The 13899-nt window shown below is 67.8% G+C and carries 13 protein-coding genes; 6 read left to right on the top strand and 7 right to left on the bottom strand.

Annotated elements, in window-relative coordinates; all coding sequences use genetic code 11:
• Positions 1-113 precede the first annotated feature (113 nt).
• From LX16_RS24415 to LX16_RS24405, 3 genes are all read left to right on the top strand, one after another.
• Entirely contained in the window at positions 114-1226 is a 1113-nt protein-coding gene (locus tag LX16_RS24415) for an ATP-binding protein (RefSeq protein WP_147144051.1), read from the top strand.
• Positions 1223-4030: a DUF5682 family protein gene (locus LX16_RS24410; RefSeq protein WP_147144048.1), complete on the top strand. Its 2808-nt coding sequence runs from the start codon at positions 1223-1225 to the stop codon at positions 4028-4030. Before LX16_RS24415 ends, LX16_RS24410 begins: the two co-directional genes overlap by 4 nt.
• A gap of 272 nt (positions 4031-4302) precedes the next feature.
• Complete coding sequence (locus LX16_RS24405) at positions 4303-4746, top strand: protein-tyrosine phosphatase family protein (protein ID WP_147144045.1); 444 nt, start codon at positions 4303-4305, stop codon at positions 4744-4746.
• Between the two features lie 146 nt (positions 4747-4892).
• Here LX16_RS24405 and LX16_RS24400 read toward each other — a convergent pair whose 3' ends face one another.
• The 4 genes from LX16_RS24400 to LX16_RS24385 all read right to left on the bottom strand — a co-directional run bounded on the left by LX16_RS24400 (position 4893) and on the right by LX16_RS24385 (position 6424).
• On the bottom strand, positions 4893-5063 hold the full coding sequence (locus tag LX16_RS24400; protein ID WP_147144041.1) for a DUF397 domain-containing protein: 171 nt from the start codon (positions 5061-5063) through the stop codon (positions 4893-4895).
• Positions 5064-5179: 116 nt separating this feature from the next.
• Positions 5180-5353 (bottom strand): DUF397 domain-containing protein, encoded by a 174-nt coding sequence (locus LX16_RS24395; protein WP_147144038.1) that lies wholly within the window; start codon positions 5351-5353, stop codon positions 5180-5182.
• A gap of 113 nt (positions 5354-5466) precedes the next feature.
• Positions 5467-5634 carry a DUF397 domain-containing protein gene (locus LX16_RS24390; protein ID WP_147144035.1) on the bottom strand — a complete coding sequence of 56 codons (168 nt, stop codon included), beginning with the start codon at positions 5632-5634 and terminating at the stop codon, positions 5467-5469.
• Positions 5603-6424: a helix-turn-helix domain-containing protein gene (locus LX16_RS24385; RefSeq protein WP_244615966.1), complete on the bottom strand. Its 822-nt coding sequence runs from the start codon at positions 6422-6424 to the stop codon at positions 5603-5605. The genes LX16_RS24390 and LX16_RS24385 overlap by 32 nt, the downstream gene beginning before the upstream one ends.
• Before the next feature lie 350 nt (positions 6425-6774).
• Here LX16_RS24385 and LX16_RS24380 point away from each other — a divergent pair, with 350 nt between their 5' ends.
• Complete coding sequence (locus LX16_RS24380) at positions 6775-7134, top strand: hypothetical protein (RefSeq protein ID WP_147144028.1); 360 nt, start codon at positions 6775-6777, stop codon at positions 7132-7134.
• A 273-nt stretch (positions 7135-7407) separates the two neighbouring features.
• Here the strand turns inward: LX16_RS24380 and LX16_RS24375 are convergent, their stop codons facing one another.
• Positions 7408-8823: an FG-GAP and VCBS repeat-containing protein gene (locus LX16_RS24375; protein WP_158645725.1), complete on the bottom strand. Its 1416-nt coding sequence runs from the start codon at positions 8821-8823 to the stop codon at positions 7408-7410.
• Between the two features lie 223 nt (positions 8824-9046).
• Here LX16_RS24375 and LX16_RS24370 point away from each other — a divergent pair, with 223 nt between their 5' ends.
• Complete coding sequence (locus tag LX16_RS24370; RefSeq protein ID WP_147144022.1) at positions 9047-9499, top strand: GyrI-like domain-containing protein; 453 nt, start codon at positions 9047-9049, stop codon at positions 9497-9499.
• 132 nt (positions 9500-9631) lie between these two features.
• Here LX16_RS24370 and LX16_RS24365 read toward each other — a convergent pair whose 3' ends face one another.
• A complete protein-coding gene (locus LX16_RS24365; protein ID WP_147144019.1) occupies positions 9632-10822 on the bottom strand; it encodes a Dyp-type peroxidase in 1191 nt (396 codons plus the stop codon).
• Entirely contained in the window at positions 10819-11355 is a 537-nt protein-coding gene (locus LX16_RS24360) for a copper chaperone PCu(A)C (protein WP_147144136.1), read from the bottom strand. The genes LX16_RS24365 and LX16_RS24360 overlap by 4 nt, the downstream gene beginning before the upstream one ends.
• Positions 11356-11558: 203 nt before the next feature.
• On the opposite strand from LX16_RS24360, the gene LX16_RS24355 reads away from it, so the two are divergent.
• Complete coding sequence (locus LX16_RS24355; RefSeq protein WP_147144016.1) at positions 11559-13874, top strand: glycogen debranching protein; 2316 nt, start codon at positions 11559-11561, stop codon at positions 13872-13874.
• Positions 13875-13899: the final 25 nt, after the last annotated feature.

The raw sequence follows: 13899 nt of genomic DNA, 5'->3' as shown, positions 1-13899 counted from the left end.
GCGGCACGATGCCACCGTGCCGCGTCGGTCGGCGGCGGGACGACCACCGCGCCGTGTGTGGACGACCCCGCACACACCGATCACGACCATTCACACACTCCAGGAGTATCCCCATGAACGAGATGTTGCGCGCACCCGCCGAAGTCAAGTACGCCGAAGAGCTCGAATGGCTGGAGTCGATCGACGACGGCCCCAAGCCGTTCACCTGGCGGCTGAGCCCCCGGATGGTCAGGCTGTTCATCCTCGGATCGGAACGGTCCGACGGTCTCGACCGTGAGGTCTCGCAGAAGTGGTTCGGCGACCGCAGTTTCGTGGAACGCAGCATCGTGACCCTCGCGTCGGACCGCGGGCTGCTGCTCATCGGCGACCCCGGCACCGGGAAGAGCTGGCTGGCCGAGTTGCTGTCGGCCGCGATCTGCCGCAACTCCACGCTGGTGGTGCAGGGCACCGCGGGCACCACCGAGGACCACATCAAGTACTCGTGGAACGTGTCCATGGTGATCGCCAAGGGACAGTCCCGCGATTCGATGATCCCGTCGCCGATCATGACCGCGATGGAGGCGGGCGTCATCGGCCGGTTCGAGGAGTTGACCCGTTCCACCAGTGACGTGCAGGACGCGCTCATCTCCATCCTGTCGGAGAAGTACGTGTCCATTCCGGAGCTGGACGACGACAACATCGTGTTCGCCAAGCCCGGCTTCTCCATCATCGCGACCGCCAACAGCCGCGACAAGGGCGTCAACGACCTGTCCTCGGCGTTGAAGCGGCGGTTCAACTTCGTGCGCATCCCGGTGGTGAGCAACAAGAAGAGCGAGACCGAGATCGTCCGGTTCCGTACCGAGGAACTGTTGCGCCGCCACCGGATCGAACTGGACGTCCCGCCGAACCTGCTCGACATCCTGTTGCAGAGCTTCGCCGACCTGCGGGCGGCGGCGGCCTCGGCCACCAGTGACGACGACAAGCTGGAGTCGGCGCTGTCGACCGCCGAGCAGATCGGTGTCTTGGAGGACGCCATCCTGCACAGCAACTTCTTCGGTGACAGCACTCTGCGCGCCGCCACCCTGGCGGGTTCGCTGGTGGGTTCGCTGGCCAGGCGCAGCCCGGAGGACCTGGCGATCCTCAACAAGTACCTGCACGGGGTGGTGGAGCCGCGCAGCAAGAAGGACGGCGGTGAGTGGCCGGACTTCCTGGAGGGCGGCCGGCAGGCGATCGCGACGTTGTCATGATCGACGGCACCTTCGCGGCACTCCGCGACCAGCTCACGCAGGCCGCCGAGACCTTCGCCGAGGCGCCGGACACGGTGTCGGAGATCCTGACCGGCATCGTCGACGACGTCGACCGGGGCATGGCCGAGCGGTTGGAGATCTTCCCGGTCTGCCACCACTCGCCCGCCTCGGCGCTGGCGATGGCGCGGCGGCTGCGGCAGAAGCAGCCCAAGGTGATCTACCTGGAGCTGTGCGAGGATCTTCGTCCACTGTTGACCGAGCTGCGCAACTGCCGTCTCCCGGTGGCGTTGCAGGCGTTCGCCGGTGAGATCGAGGGCTTCCCGCCCGACTGGGGGCCGCTGAGCGTGGTCGCCCCCATCACTGAGGCGTCCGCCGAGTACCAGGCGATCGCCTACGCGTTGGACACGCCGGGCGTGGAGCTGGTGCTCGTCGACCGCTCCGCCGACCACGTGTTCCAGTGGCTCCCACGGGATGACTCCGAGGAGACGACGGAGCCCGAGGCGGGCGGCGGCGACCCGGACGAGGACGCCGGGATGCACGGTGACGCCGTGGGCGTCGAGATCGGTGACCTGCGGCCCCGGTTCCGGGAGCTGGAGGGGCACCTGCTGCACCACGGCAAGGTGCGGCACTGGTCGGAGTGGTGGGACCTGTACGTCGAGCAGCCGCTCGCGGGCGCCGACTACGCCACCTACCGGCAGGTCATGATGCTCATCGGCAGTCTGTTCCGGCGGCTCACCCCGGTCGGTGACCGGCGGCTGCGGACCGACGAGGACCGCGAACGCTACATGTGGACCCGGATCCGCGAACACTTCGGCAAGGCCGGCGTCGAGGCGGACGACTGCATGTACGTCTGCGGCGCGGCGCACGCCGCGAGCCGGGTGGAACAGTTCGGGCTGGACTCCACCGCCGGGTTCGACATCACCCCGCCGTCCGGGTCGAACTGGCTGTACGGGCTCATCCCGTCGAGTCACTCGTCGATCGAGGCGCAGTTCGGTCTCGCGGGCGGGTCGGTGTCGATAGCGGCGGCCTCCTGGGAGAAGGCGCTGAAGGCGAGCGGGCTCACCCCGTTCCGGCTCTCGGGCCAGAAGGGCGGCAAGCCCCGCAAGGTCAAGCCGGTACCGGCCGACCCGGTGTCCGGCGACGCCAACCGGTTGTCGGGGTTCCTCAGCACGCCTCCGGCCACGCGGGAACTCGACGAGGCCGAACTGTTGGCGTGGAGTGTGGACATCGTCAGGCTGGCCCGCAAGAACGGCTACCTGTCGAGCACCGCCGACGCCATCGCCGTGTTCGAGACTTCGATCCTGTTGGCGGGCATGCGGAACCGGGCACGCCCGACACCGTACGACTTCCAGGACGCGGCGGTCACCTGCATCGAGAAGGACACGGTGCCCGGTCGCCGGGACGTGCGGCGGCTGTGCGAGATCCTGTTGGGCGGCGACCGCGTCGGCCAGGTCGGTTACGAGGCGCTTCCGCCACTGGCGCAGGACGTCTACGACCGGCTCAAGCCGCTCGGCATCGACCTGCGCAAGCGCACGGTGCAGCGCGTGTTGATCGATCTGTCGGCGGAACCGCAGAAGCGGCAGGGTTCACGTCTGCTGTGGACTCTCCGTCATCTGTTGCCCTCCGATTCGGTGCGGCCCATCATGGGTGTGAAGAAGCTCGGCGAGGAGTCCCTTCAAGAGAGCTGGGACGTCTCCATCGGCAGCCGGCAGCGCGACCTGATCGAACTGGGCTACGAGGGCGTCACCGTCGAACAGGTGCTGGAGCAGCGGTTGCGCCGCAAGGTCTGGTCACCCGACGCGACGGCGGCCATCGCGCTGCGCGCGGTGGAGGACTCGATCCTCTACCTCGGGAGCCGGCGGTTCACCAACGAACTGGGGGCGCGGGCGATCGACCTGTTGAAGGCCGAACGCACCGTGGACGACGCCCCGGAGGTGCTGCGCCGGATCCGCGCGCTGGTCGCGTACTACCGCAGTGTCGACCCGAAGCTGCCCGAATGGGCGGAGACCTTCGTGACGACGGGGTACGCGCACTACTGCACCCTGCTGCCGACGGCGTTCACCGACGAACAGACCGGGTTGCGGCAGGTCGGCGCGATGCTGGGCTTCCTGTTCACCATGGAGAGCGTCGCGATCGCGTTGGGCTGCGACCGGACCCAGCTGGAGCTGGCGGTCAAGCAGTCGCATCCGGAGACGCCCGCGAAACTCGCGCTGCGGTGGGCGGCACAGTTCCAGTTGTCGCAGTTGCCGATGAGCGGCCTGCGGGAGCGTTGCGACGACCTGTTGGGCAACCCGCTGGTGCTTCCGTCGTTCCCGCAGTACCTCAGCGGGTTCATCCAGGCGCTCGACCCGGTGCCGACGTTGACGCCGTTCGTCGTCGAGCTGCTGTCGAAGGCGTTCGGGCGGTTGCCGGACACGGTGCTGCTGCCGTGGCTGCCCAACCTCATCACCACGCTGCGCGCCAACGCGGCGGAACTGGTGCCGGTGTTGGTCCGGGAGGCCGGGCGCACCTTCCCCGGCAACCTCGCCGGGGTGGACACGTGGACGCCACCGTGGTCGATCCCGGACACGCCGCGCGAGGCCGTCACGGTCGCGCCGTCGGGTCCGGTGACGGAACTTGCGGTCCGGCATTCGACGGCGGCGCAGGCGATCGCGGCGGCACTCGGGCACGACCCGGCGATGCCGGAGTTCACCCCCGGCGCGGCGGGCGGCTCCGCCGACGCGGCCCCGGAGGTGGCGGCCCTGGTGGCACGCCACCCCGACAGCGCCACGGCGACCGCCGCGGTACTGGGCGTCGCAGGCTGAGCGGGTGGCCGGACCGATCCGGCCACCCGCCACCGTGAGCAGAGGGCCGGGTCCGCGGTTCCCCTCCCCCGCACCCGGCCCTCATTTCTGCGGCTTGGTTGGCCGTACGACGATCGACATGCCTCGAATGAGCCCGGATGTCCGATTTTTCACCGTTGTATGACCAACCAAGCCGGCATTCTGCCCAACCAAGCCACAATCGCGTGGGTCGGCGCCGGGTTCGCGGCACGACCGGGACTCGGGTCGTCGGCACCGCGGGTTAGGCTTCGCCGGTGACCGAGACCTGGACCGCCGACACGACCGGACTGCTGCGATTCCCCTCCGGGAGAACGATTCGCGGCCGGGGCGTCATGGCGCCGATGTCCGACGGGCCCGCGCCGGAGTTCGGGTACTACATGCTGGACGCACCGCCCACCGGGATCACCTGGCCACACGTGTGGGTGCCGTGGCCCGACTTCGGTCTACCGTCCGATTCGGACGTCGCCGCCGAGGCGTTCCACGACGCGCTGCGACGGGCCGCGACCGCGCGGGTGGAGGTCGCCTGCGCGGGCGGTCACGGCCGCACGGGTACCGCGTTGTCCTGCATCGCCGTCCTGGACGGGGTTCCGGCATCCGAGGCGGTGGAGTACGTGCGCGCCGGCTACCGCAGGACCGCGGTGGAGACCGACGCACAGGCCGCCTTCGTGGCGGCGTTCACGGCGTCCCACACCGCCTGAGCCCACCCGGCGTCCCCCACCGCCGACCCCTCATTCACGCGGCTTGGTTGGCCGCACGACGATCGACATGCCTCGAATAAGCCCGGATGTCCGATTTTTCGGGGTCGTATGACCAACCAAGCCGACATTATGCCCAACCAAGCCGATCAACGGAGGGCGGTCAGGAGAGCCGTGAAGTCGGCGCGGTCCACGGCGAGACTGCCGAGCGCCGGGGCCTTACTGTCGCGAACCTCCACCGGCCCACTCCACCGGACCTCCACGCAGTTGCCAGTGTGGCCACCGCTTCGGCTGGACTTGCGCCATCTACCAGGTGTCATCGGTCGGTCCCTTCATCCGGGTGCCGGACACGGCCCTGACCGTGAAACCACCACGATGATCACTCGGAGGTTCGGGCCGTCCCCTCATTCTCCCGAGGGGACGAGCCACGAGTCAACTAGCGGATCTGGACCAGGAGAGCCGTGAAGTCGGCGCGGTCCAGCTTCAGAATAGGCGAGGCATCGCCCATTTTGCTGTCCCGCAGTTGCGGCTGCCCATGCCACAACCGCGCCTCCACACAGTTTCCGCCCGCTCCATGGCTTCGGGCAGGTTTCCGCCACGCGCCGGTCATCTCGGTGCTCCTTCGGCTTCAGCGACCGCGATCCACGCCGGGACCACCTGCCCCGCCGGTGGAACGAACCGGGCCGCTCCCCAAGTGTCGCAAGGGAACGACCCGAACGGCAACTAACGGAGGGCGTCGAGCAGAGCCGTGAAGTCGGCGCGGTCCACGGCGAGACTGCCGAGCGCCGGGGCCTTACTGTCGCGAACCTCCACCGGCCCACTCAACCGGACCTCCACGCAGTTGCCACCGCCCTGGCTTCTACGTGCTTTGCGCCAAGAGCTGGGCTTCATGTGAGTACTCCTTCACTGGTACAGCATGTGCAAGTGTGGCCTCGAAGAATCTACGCGCTTGAGTCACCGCATCCTGCGTAGCCTCGTACCTCGCGCCAGTCACGGTCTCCGTGTAAACGGTGTCGGCGATCTCCGGAACACCCGATCCCAAGATCATGTACGACCCCTTCATGCTCGGATGAGCGCCGTTTGACGGAAGAACTCGCATGTCGACGTTGGCTCTACTCGCAACGTCAAGGAGGTGTTGGCGTTGCTCACTATCGCCCTCAGCACCGCAGATCGAACGGGACACCGCCGATTCATGCAAGACGATCCGAACTTCGGGCATGGGATCACGAGACCAGAACACCTCTTGCCGCTTCGCCTGCAAATCACCTGCCTCGGCAATCTGCTCAGCATCGAATGACGGCACGACTGCATTGACCGCCGCCGCATACTCGCGGGTCTGCAACAGCCCCGTGATGAGCTCGGACTCGTAGATGTCCAGGCGCGCGCAGATAGCCTCAAGCTCCAAGCACATGGAGAAGTCGCGAAGCATGTACGTGGTATAGGGCTCCCACCATCCCGGTCCCTCCGCCTCGCCTGACATACGTTCCAACTGCCGGGTCAGTTCGGGGGAGGCATTCAGAACCCGGCAAAGCCCGGCAATGTCGAATAGGGAGATACGGTGTTTGCCGTTCTCCATATTGGAAATCTTAGCCTCACTAACTCGACACCGTTTGGCGAGCTGAGCCTGGGACAGGCCCGCAGCCCGTCTCAACTTGAGGATATTCCGCCCCAGAATGATCATCGGCAGAGTCGGCTGTGACATAACCGTCACTCTGCTCCTTCAGAATCTGAAGATTCAATCTGAGGCTTCAATACTGATGACTCGTGTCAGCTTCACATCGGACTGCCCGCGCCTTACGGTCATGGTGTGAGGCGGTTCCGTAGGGGGATGGGGTCTCACGAGAAGAGCCGGGGCGCGATTGCGGCGCGCCCCGGCTCCCGATGACCGTCCACACGCTTGGAGGCAGTTATGGATGGCAGTGACAGGATACGCGCCGACGCCGTGACGGTTGGTAGCCGCACGGCCGCCCCGACGGAAACCGATCGACGGCCGCACTTCCCGGACGTGATCCGGGGAGTGACGTGTCAGGTGTGCCGCACCGACTGGCCCTGCCGGGTCGTGCTGTCGCGGCGGCCGTCATGACCGGCCGCCAACCGATGACCGACGTGAGCTTCCTCGGCCTCACCGTCTACGGAACGTTCATGCTCGACACGGCACGGCAGGTCCTGACCGTCACCTCCGCCCCGACCGCGACGGACACCATCCGGGTCTGGGGAAGATGGCGGGGACGACGCGCCCTGCTGCTCACCATCGCCTGCCCGGACCACCGTCCCGAGGCCAGGTGGGGTTCCGGCTGGGTCGACAATCCGGCCGACTGGCGCCGGACCATCGAGTCGGAGGCGCTGGCCGTGTACCGGCGGTGGCGGGACGCGAAGGTGTGCGACGGATGACCGCGCCGATACCGACGACCACACCGACCGTCCGCTGTGGATGCCGCAGGCCCGCCGGTGACCCGACGGGCTGCGATCGTTGCGGCGGGACGGGATTCCTCACCCTGCGACGAGCGCGCGCCGTGTTCCGGTCCCTCCGCCGCTGACCCCGGTGGAGACCGGCCGCCGGACTTCCGCCCGGCGGCCGCCTCACGCCCCCGCACCGCCATGCGGTCGCGTGAGGCCCCGCGGCCGTGCCGGTCCTCCTCCCGAGACCGGCACGGCCGCTCCTCATTACGGCCAGGGAACGGTCCGTACCGGCTCGTCCGCACCTTCCAAGATGTTCACCCATGGCACCGCATAACGCTCACCTTCAAGAGAATCGATCCACAGCCAGGTCTTGGATGTGAAGGTCTGGTGAATCTCCAGATTGGTGAACGGAATGCCGACCGCTCCCGAACCGACCCAGACGCCAGCACCGGGCGACTTGGAAGCCGGAAACACGTGCAGTGACGCACCGGAGAACCCCTCGCCGTCAGAACCGTCCTCGTCCACGCCGACGATCAATGACAGGTCCGTAATCCTGGTCTGGATTCGAGGCGCACGCGTGTCGAGGTCCAGTTCCCATCCGAAGGCATCACTGGCTTCGAGTACCCCGTTGACCCCGGTCGTATCCTGGTGAAAGGCATGCAGTTCTGTGACGGAGTCACCCGAGGTGGTAAAGGTGTGCACCATTCCGGCCCAATTGACATCGCCCACATCCTCCGAGGGGACACCGACCGCGAAGTAGGTCTCCGTGAATCCGGAGGCGATCGCATACGAATTGGCGACGACCGTCGTACCGAAGAAGTCGTGCACCTCGGAGGCTCCGCTAACCCCCGGGGTATCCTGGGAGATCGTTTGTGCAGACACCACCTGGGGCTTGTAGCCATCCAGCCGGTACTCGATCACCTGGACGATGCCCACTTGCACCTCGTCGCCCACGCCCTCACCAGGCACGCCCACGATCAAGTGACGCTGGCTCATTCCCAGCGATCGTCCGAAGTTGTCGCCGTTCTCGCGGTCACCGGGTATGCCGGAGCTGTTCTGGTTGATCAGCGTCACCTCACCCCGGTGCAACAGGTATACGGCGCCGCCATCCTCGTTCTCGCCGTACGATCCGATCGCGATGACGCCGCTCTTGCCGTTCTCCAAACCGGATGCCACTGCGGACCCGAACTCGTCATAGGCTTCGACCGCACCGGGGATGCCGGGCGAATCCTGATCGATGTTAAGCACCGATCCAGGTTGTGAGGCGAATCCGTCCGGTCCGCCGAGAAAGATCCATACGGCACCTGCGGCGGGCATGCCATCGATCATCTCGTTGGGTGCAGCGACGATGAGATCTTCGCAATTGTCCATGTTGTAATCCGCGACTGCCACTTCATCACCGAACCGATCCACGGTTTCGGGATTACCCGGGACATTCGGTGTCGCCTGTGTGAGTACCTGAACAGTACCGTCTCCGTACTCCACGTATACGGCGCCGGCGGAGCGGTGGCCCTCAACCTCCGCCGTGGCATCGGCGAAGAAGGAGTCGCTCAAACCATCACCGTCGAAGTCGACGTAGCTCGTGAGACAATTGGACGCGTGCGCCGGGCCCGCGATCGCCACCGCCAACGATGTGGCAGCGAACAGCAGGACCGGCAGAAGGACGGGATATCGTCGCATTGGGCACCTTCGGTCAGGTCGAGTGGGCAGGGCCGGAGAACCGACCATTCAACGTCACGCGCTTCCGGCGCAACGGGTTGCAACCCAAGGACATCGTGGGGATCGCAGTGCGGGCGACAACGGCAGAGCGACCATCACGGCCCGAGGGTTTAACCCTGACACCGTGGTAGGTCGCATACTCGGACCATCATGTTCACCATCGGGGAGTTCCCAAGTTCGACACGTGTCGGTCGGCATGCTGCGGCACTATGGATTCGGCCCGGTCGTCATGCGCCGGACAGTGACCGAGCTGTCCGCGAGACTGCGCCGACTGCTCGGCGAAACCGGTCGCGTCGTCTCCGGGCCGGAGACGCGATACTTCCAGACGCCGACGGAACTGGGTGAGTGTGTCACGGTGCACGTCGGCCTACCGGTGTTGAGGACCGCCGAGCCAACCGATTGCACCGTGACGGAGTTGCCGCCCGTCGAAGCCGCGACGCTCGTCTATCCCGGCTTGACCCACGGCCTACTGGACGTCGCCCGCCAGGTGGTGCGGTGGGCCGGTGATCACGGCATGCGGTTCACCAGGCCGGCGCGCGAGCAGGTACTGGATCCCGGCGGCGACGGCCGGGACCCGGTGGTCGAGCTACAGGTACCCGTCACCGCCGCCGCCCCGGCCGTGCCCCCCGCCACCTGACCCCGACCTCACATCCCGGCTTGGGTGGTCTGAGGCCCGGCTTGGGTGGCCTGAGGCCGCCGAAAACCGGACATCAGGGCCTATTCGAGGCGTGTCGATCGGCCCCAGGCCACCCAAGGCGGAAAAGGAGGGTCAGGTGAAGACGGTCTCGCCGATCCAGCCGCCGGCCTCACAACCCGGCGGGATCGCGAACTCCGCCGAGCCGACCGGGGTCACCCAGCGGTTCAGCATGTCGGCCTCGTCCAACCGCCGCTGGATGTCGACGAAGGTCGAGATGTCCGCCTGGTACGACGCGAAGATCAGCCCCATGTCGGCGGTGCCGTCGGCCGCGCGCGTGTCGTCGTAGTTGTAGACGCGCCGGAAGATGCGGCGGCCGTCGTCCAACCGAGACCGTCTGATGTGGGCGTTCGGCGCGATGACCGACAGCCCGAGGCCGTCCACGTCGTCGAAGTCGGGCTCGTCGCTCTCCTTCTCCCCCGTCAACGGCGCCCCGGTGTCGAGCCGCCGCCCGATCACCATCTCTTTGGAAAGCGGGTCGACGGCGTCCCAGGTCTCCATCTCCGCCCGGATCCGCCGGACCACCAGTGTCGACCAGCCAGGGGACGACCCGTCCCGCCGCCACACCACGTCCTCGAATCCGGGTTCGCCCGGGTGCGGGTTGGTCGTGCCGTCCAACTGCCCCATGACGTTTCGCGGCGTCGCGTCCTCCCCTATGACCGGTGTCGTCTGCCGGAACCCGCGTTGCGCCCAGGCGACCGTCATGACCGACCGGGCGTCCTTGGTCAGCATCCGCACGGTGTGCGCCACGGTGGTCGGGTCGTCGGCGCACACCTGGATCAGCAGGTCACCACCGCTGAACGCGGGGTCGAGCCGGTCCGTCTCGAAAGCCGGGAGCGGCCGGAAGCCCTCCGGCCTGCGGTCGGCCACGCCGAGGGCGTCGAACATCCCGTACCCGAAGCCGAAGGTCACGGTCAGGCGCGCGGTGTACGGGGCGAGTTCCGGTTCGGTGTCTCCCAGGGCGGCGACGCCGCCCGTCAACCGTTCGGCGTCGTCGCCGAGCAGCCGGAGGACGGCGGCGAAGCGGTCCGCGGTGACACCGTCGCGCAGCCGGAACGCCACGAACACCGCGTGCCCCTGTGGCCGGGTGGCGATGCCGGCCTGACGGGCGCCGTGGAACGGTTCCACGGTGTCGGGCGCGGTGGGCGGTGTCGGCTCGGGATTCCGGTCCCACAGTGCGGCGGCGGTCGCGGCGGCTCCCCCGACGGCGGCGAGTCCACCGGTCAGCAGGGTTCGGCGGGGCACCCGGGTGCGACGATCGGTCACCGGTGCGTCCCCGACTCGGCGTGCCCGTCGCCCTGGTACTCCTCGTCGGCGCCGGCGAACTCCTTGGCGACCACGGTGAACTCGAACTCGTCGCCGGTGTCGAAGGTGAGCGTGACGGTAAGTTCGTCGCCGGGGAGGACCGGTTCGGCGAGGTCCATGAGCATCAGGTGGTCGCCGCCGGGTTCGAGGACGTATTCGCCGCCGGCGGGGACGACGATCCCGTCGGCCTTCTCCCGCATGATCATCTCGCCGTCGGCCATGGCCATCTCGTGCAGTTCCATCGGGGACACCGCGCATTCCGCCGAGACGATGACGACGTCGGTGTCGCCGGGGTTTCCGAGGACGCCGAACACGGCGGTCATCCCCTCGTCGGCGGCCTTGACCCAACCGTCCTCGACGGTCAGCGCGGTGGTGGTCTCGGCTTCTCCGGTGTCTGTCGTCTGCGGCGATGCGGCGGTCTCGCCACCGCATCCGGTCAGCAGCAGGGCACCCGCGAATGCCGTGGTGAGCAACGCGGTCCGGCGTCGGAACATGGTCACTGGTTCTCCTCGTCTCCGGGCACGAGCCCGAACTTCTACGTGCCATAGAAGTCGTTGGCCGACCGGCCCGGGTTCCCGCTGTGACCGGCGTCTCACCGCGGTGTCGTAGACCGTTCCGTTTCCGGCGTCTTGCCACCGAATGCGAAGGTTGGTACCGTCCGCGCTACGGCAGTCCCCATGCCCGAAAGGACATCGCCATGTCGCCCCGCCTCCCCCGGCGGGCGGCCGTCGCCGCCTGCGCCCTGCTTCTCGTCACCGCGTTCCTGTTCACCGGTTCCGCCGGACACGCCGCGTCCAGCGTGCCGCTGGGCGGCCACTACACCGCCGCAGGCGACGCCGTCACCTTCGCCGTGTACTCCTCCGCCGCCGAACGCATCGACGTCTACCTCTACAGTGATCCGACCGGCGCCGCCCACCGGCTCGGCCGCACCCTCACCGACACCGGCGACGTCTTCACCGCGACCCTCACGACGGCGGAACTGGCGGCGGCCGGCATCACCCGAACCGTCTACTACGGATACCGGGCGTGGGGGCCGAACTGGCGACACGATCCGCAGTGGACGCCCGGCTCGGCGGCCGGCTTCGTCTCCGACGTGGACGCCGCCGGGAACCGGTTCAACCCCAACAAACTGCTGTCCGACCCGTACTCCCGGGAACTGAGCCACGATCCGTTGCGGCCCGGCATGACCGACCAGACGGTCTACGCCTCCGGACCGCTGCACCGCCTCAAGGACAGCGGACTCGTCGCGCCCAAGAGCATCGTGCTACCGGTATCCACTGCCGACACCGGTGTGAAACCCACCCGGCCGCTCAAGGACGACGTGGTCTACGAGGTCCACGTCCGGGGCTTCACCGCCGACGACCCCGCCGTCCCGGCACAGTACCGGGGAACCTACCGGGGCGCGGGCATGAAGGCCGGGCACCTCGCCGCGCTCGGTGTCACCGCCGTCGAACTGCTACCGGTCGCCGAGACCCCCAACGACGCCAACGACGTGGACGCCACCGGCACCGAAGGCGACAACTACTGGGGATACGCCACCCTCAACTACTTCGCCCCCGACCGCCGGTACTCCTCCGACAAGAGCCCCGGCGGCCCCACCGCGGAGTTCCAGGCGATGGTGAAGTCCTTCCACGACAACGGGATCAAGGTGTTCGTCGACGTCGTCTACAACCACACCGGCGAAGGCTACGCCTGGCGGGCCGGCGACGCGAGCACCTACAACATCCTGTCGTGGCGGGGACTGGACAACCCCACCTACTACTCGTTGACCGCCGACCGGCAGCACTCCTTCGACAACACCGGCGTCGGCGGGAACTACAACACCTACCACCCGGTCGCCAGGGACCTCATCGTGGAATCGCTGCGGCACTGGCGCGACACGCTCGGCGTCGACGGGTTCCGGCTCGACCTGGCCTCGGTGTTGGGGAACACCTGCCAACACGGCTGCTTCCGGTTCGACCGCGACGACCCGGCCACCGCGCTCAACGCCATCACCGCCGCCCTACCACCACGGCCGACCGGCGGCGGCACCGGCACCGACTGGATCGCCGAACCGTGGGCGATCGGCCCCGGCACCTACCAGGTCGGGAACTTCCCGGCCGAGTGGTCGGAATGGAACGACACGTTCCGCGACACCTTCCGCGCCGACCAGAACAAGCTCGGCGTGACCGCCGTGACGCCCGGGCAGCTCGCCACCCGGATCGCCGGGTCGTCCGACCTGTACGGCGACGACGGCCGCACTCCGGCCGCCTCGGTCAACTTCATCGTCGCGCACGACGGTTTCACCCTCTCCGACCTGTACTCCTGCAACGCCAAACACAACACCCAGCCGTGGCCGTACGGTCCCTCCGACGGCGGCAGCGACCACAACCTGTCCTGGGACCAGGGCGGCGACCCGGCCGCGCAGCGCCAGGCCGCCCGCAACGGCATGGCGTTGACGGCGCTGTCGGCGGGGACCCCGATGTTCAACGGTGGCGACGAGCACCTGCGGTCGTTGCGCTGCAACAACAATCCGTACAATCTGGACTCCTCCGCGAACTGGCTGGACTGGTCCCCCGACACCGACCAGACCGAGTTCGCCGAGTTCACCGCCGGAATGCTGGCGTTCCGGGCAGACCACCCGGCGCTGCGGCCCGGCGGCTTCTACACCTCGACCGACGGCAACGGCAACGGCATGGGCCAACTGGACTGGTTCACCCCCGCCGGAGTCACACCCGACGCCGCCTACTGGAACGATCCCGGCAACCACGCGCTCGGTTGGCGGCTCGACGGCACCGAGCTGGGTGACCCGGCGGCGGCGCTGTACGTCGCCTACAACGGCTGGTCGGGGCAGGTCGGTTTCACGTTGCCCGATCCCGGCGCGGGCAGGCAGTGGTACCGGGTGACCGACACCGCCGCCTGGGCCGAAGGCGGCGACCAGGTGGCCGCGCCGGGCACCGAGGACCTGATCGGTGGCGCCGGAACCGGGTACGACGTCCACGGCAGGTCGCTGGTGTTGTTGATCGCCAAGTGATCCCTTCCGGTGTTGGCGGCGACTT

The organism is Stackebrandtia albiflava (genome assembly GCF_007994225.1).
In the GTDB taxonomy this organism is placed as follows: Bacteria; Actinomycetota; Actinomycetes; order Mycobacteriales; family Micromonosporaceae; genus Stackebrandtia; species Stackebrandtia albiflava.
Note: the sequence above shows the minus strand (reverse complement) of the source record. Positions and strands in the feature narration are given on the sequence as shown.

Coding starts and splice junctions, on each gene's coding strand:
- LX16_RS24415 (WP_147144051.1), top strand. CDS start 114: ATGAACGAGATGTTGCGCGCACCCGCCGAAGTCAAGTACGCCGAAGAG.
- LX16_RS24360 (WP_147144136.1), bottom strand. CDS start 11,355: ATGTTCCGACGCCGGACCGCGTTGCTCACCACGGCATTCGCGGGTGCC.
- LX16_RS24400 (WP_147144041.1), bottom strand. CDS start 5,063: ATGACACCTGGTAGATGGCGCAAGTCCAGCCGAAGCGGTGGCCACACT.
- LX16_RS24410 (WP_147144048.1), top strand. CDS start 1,223: ATGATCGACGGCACCTTCGCGGCACTCCGCGACCAGCTCACGCAGGCC.
- LX16_RS24395 (WP_147144038.1), bottom strand. CDS start 5,353: ATGACCGGCGCGTGGCGGAAACCTGCCCGAAGCCATGGAGCGGGCGGA.
- LX16_RS24385 (WP_244615966.1), bottom strand. CDS start 6,424: ATGATCATTCTGGGGCGGAATATCCTCAAGTTGAGACGGGCTGCGGGC.
- LX16_RS24375 (WP_158645725.1), bottom strand. CDS start 8,823: ATGCGACGATATCCCGTCCTTCTGCCGGTCCTGCTGTTCGCTGCCACA.
- LX16_RS24355 (WP_147144016.1), top strand. CDS start 11,559: ATGTCGCCCCGCCTCCCCCGGCGGGCGGCCGTCGCCGCCTGCGCCCTG.
- LX16_RS24390 (WP_147144035.1), bottom strand. CDS start 5,634: ATGAAGCCCAGCTCTTGGCGCAAAGCACGTAGAAGCCAGGGCGGTGGC.